Source organism: Desulfatiglans sp., from assembly GCA_012513605.1.
Taxonomy (GTDB): domain Bacteria; phylum Desulfobacterota; class DSM-4660; order Desulfatiglandales; family HGW-15; genus JAAZBV01.
In genome coordinates, this window is the sequence record JAAZBV010000041.1 from 1 (window position 1) to 3,110 (window position 3,110).

Consider the following 3,110-nt stretch of genomic DNA (forward strand, 5'->3'; position numbering starts at 1 on the left):
GATAGGTTCTCTTCCATAGTATTTCCAGAATCATTCCGGGTATTTTTGTCTTCGTTTATTTGAATTAAGTCGTTCAGTTGAGTTAAAAGGATCTCTTCCTGGTCAGGGTCTATTGCACCGGCACCGGAGGTAGAATCGATTAATGATTTGACATGATCTCTTGATCTGAGGATGAGATTTATCAGATCTTTTGTTACAGGTAAATCCCCTTCTCTTAGCCTGTCTAGGACAGTTTCAAGTACATGGGTAAATTGTGCTACCTTGGTAAAGCCAAGCATTCCTCCTGACCCCTTAATGGTATGCACAGCCCTGAAAATTCGGTTAATAGCCTCTATGTCGTCCGGGTTTTCTTCAATTTCAAGAACGGCCTCTTCTATTTCAAAAAGCAGTTCATCAGCTTCCTGCCGAAAAATATCGTTGAAATTTGTTTCGTTCATATTTTCACCTTTTGAAGTTCACAGCATTAATATGAAACACATGTTGTTAAATCGTTATTGATCATCTAAGCACCTTCCTGATAACTGCCAGAAGCTGTTCCGGTTGAAAGGGTTTTACTATCCATCCTGTTGCGCCTGCTGCCTTTCCGGCCTGTTTCTTGTTATCCTGTGATTCGGTTGTTAACATCACTATAGGTATATATTTATATTTTGGCATGGCGCGCGCCTGTTTAATAAGTTCTATGCCATCCATGTTTGGCATATTGAGATCAGTGATAATCATATCTATACCTGAATTTTTCAGGAGGTGATTGACTGCATCCTGTCCATCTACAGCCTCAATGACTTCGAACCCTGCATCTTTTAAGATGAATCCGACCATCTGCCTTATACTGGTTGAGTCGTCTACTGCCATTATTACTTTCGACATCTGTTTCTCCAATTTATTTGAAAAATACATCCCATGTTATTGATATCCTGTTGAGCGCCTCATTGACAGCAGCCGAAGGATTTGTAATTGATATCTCTTTATTTTTTTCAAGACAGCTCTTCTTTAGCGAATAGAGTAATTGTATTCCCGAAGTGTCACAATCTGTTATATTGCTCAAATCAATATCAATCCTGTCGGCATTGTTTATTAATTCCTGAAATTTAACATGTAATTCGGCGATGTTATATACTGTTAGAGATGATCCAATTTCCCTGTTTTTATTGTTCATATCTTTTTTTCTCCCCATGTTAAGAATCATAGTTTAAGGGTCAGAAGAGTTCTACATTATCGGCTATATAGTCAGCGTCATCCGCTTCGGTAGAACCAGTCTTTTCCCTTTGTGATTCTCGAGTGTCATATTGTAATGATTTATTTTTACCAAGAGCCTTTTCATGGATTCCCCTTTCAATTTCCATGGTATATCTGTTTCGTAGATACTCCAGTTCATCATTAGCAAGACCCTCTTCAGTTATGAAAGGTCTGATGCTTTTCATCATCTGGGCAATCATATCCTTTTGATATGTAAGCGAGCTTTCTATTTTATTGAAAAAATTAATATCAGACTCAAGTAGGGTAATTTTATTTTTAAGCTCTTTCGAGCGTTCAATTGATAGTTTTGATTTGGCAAGATAATCTGCATAAACATCGGCTATCATATCAATTCCTGATGAAGGTGTTGCTTCTATTGCGCTATTATCATTACCTGCTTCCTCCTGAATGGAAACGCCTGAAAAGTTTGATGAAAGATCCTCTATAGCCTTGAGGATCTCTACAACATCAAGTACAAACTCATTTGATTCAAGAGAAACCTCGGTAACATCCTCTGCAAGCACAGACAGGGTCTTACCATTGGAACCCAGCCGTTTGGACATTATAAGGGCATTTATTGCCTTAATATGCAGATTAGAGCTTATGTCATTCATCTGATTGAGCTGGCCTGCCATATGCTGGGCTGTTTCAGCAGACTGTTTCAGATTCGAATCAATCATCTCTGCTATTTCTTTGCCTTGCGACATAATTTTATCGAGATTATTAAGACCGGTAGTAAGTTTTTGAAAAGGATTAATATCAGAGCCAGAATGTTCGGTGTTTTGGCATAGATCAATCATTTCATTAACCAGGCCTTGTATAACATTATTTATTTCAATGAAGGATTGTCGAATCTTCTTATATGAACTATTTATCTCTTTGATTACCTGGGTTATTTGTTCGGTCTGCAATGTGAACAAAGTGTAGGCTTTTACAAGGTTGTTACTCTGATTTTCAGAAAATGCTGTTTCGTTATTTTTATCTGCCTTTAAAAGTGGCCCGATTTCTCCAAGGGATTGAATTACGTGTTCTATCTGTTGACGGGTAATATCATGAAACTGAATGGCGACGACAATCTCACCAACGAGAGAATATAATTTTTTTGAACGTGTTTCTGCATTCCTCATGGCATTGAGGGATATTGTTACCAGATTCTCAATTTCACTAATATTTTCTTCAACTGAATGATGCGCATGGTCTGCAAGGGTGTTTATGCGATCTTTTTTTTCTGTATAACTATTTGAATCCGAAATTTGTTTAGATTTTTCATTTTCGGCCTCTTCCCTTATTTTTACAGAGATAGCATTAACCCTGTCAGCAAGCTCTCTTATCTCCTGGACAAAAAAGCTGAACATCTCCTCAGATTCTCTGTTTCTGCTGGTTTCAATGGCAATATGAAGGGCAACAATGTTCAGTTTTTTAGCGATATTTTTGATTACCGGGATCATATCATTAAGGCGTTTCAGATTTGTTGAATATGTTTCAACCTTTGGCAGTATACTAATCACATCCTCCCGGCAGGTGTTCAGCCTGGATAAAGATACTCTTGTAAATGATCCGATATTACCAAGTATATTTTCTTTGGATGACCCATCTAGCAGCATTGCTATTTCTCGGGTAAGCTCTGTAAGTCCTTTTGCGTCTGAGTATAATTTCTGGAGATTCTCACCCAGCTTTATAAATGTGGGCTCATTTTCGACAGATATCTCCTCAAGAAGCGCTATTATATTTTGGGTGTTAACTAGAGTGTTGAAGCTGTCGAAAAAGTACTAAAGGTATTGAAAAATTATTGAATGAACCGCTGGATATGATAAAGTGCAATCATCCTTCAACGATCTTTCCAGCGGAGCGATAGATGGCACGATACAAAGAGA

4 protein-coding genes are annotated in these 3,110 nt (G+C 37.8%); all 4 read right to left on the bottom strand.

The genetic code is table 11. The annotated features are described in order from the left end of the window. Window positions 1–437 (bottom strand): hypothetical protein (locus tag GX654_05820; GenBank protein ID NLD36372.1); only part of this gene is annotated, 437 nt, incomplete at its 3' end. A 61-nt stretch (window positions 438–498) separates the two neighbouring features. Beyond that, the gene (locus GX654_05825) at window positions 499–867 is read right to left on the bottom strand and encodes a response regulator (protein ID NLD36373.1); all 369 of its coding nucleotides are present in this window, start codon (window positions 865–867) and stop codon (window positions 499–501) included. Between the two features lie 13 nt (window positions 868–880). Continuing rightward, window positions 881–1,156 (bottom strand): STAS domain-containing protein, encoded by a 276-nt coding sequence (locus tag GX654_05830; GenBank protein ID NLD36374.1) that lies wholly within the window; start codon window positions 1,154–1,156, stop codon window positions 881–883. Window positions 1,157–1,196: 40 nt separating this feature from the next. Then, complete coding sequence (locus GX654_05835; protein NLD36375.1) at window positions 1,197–2,840, bottom strand: hypothetical protein; 1,644 nt, start codon at window positions 2,838–2,840, stop codon at window positions 1,197–1,199. Window positions 2,841–3,110 lie beyond the last annotated feature (270 nt).

Bases quoted from the DNA above. Each gene is read 5' to 3' on its own strand.
- GX654_05835 (NLD36375.1), bottom strand. From the start codon at position 2,840: ATGCTGCTAGATGGGTCATCCAAAGAAAATATACTTGGTAATATCGGA.
- GX654_05825 (NLD36373.1), bottom strand. From the start codon at position 867: ATGTCGAAAGTAATAATGGCAGTAGACGACTCAACCAGTATAAGGCAG.
- GX654_05830 (NLD36374.1), bottom strand. From the start codon at position 1,156: ATGAACAATAAAAACAGGGAAATTGGATCATCTCTAACAGTATATAAC.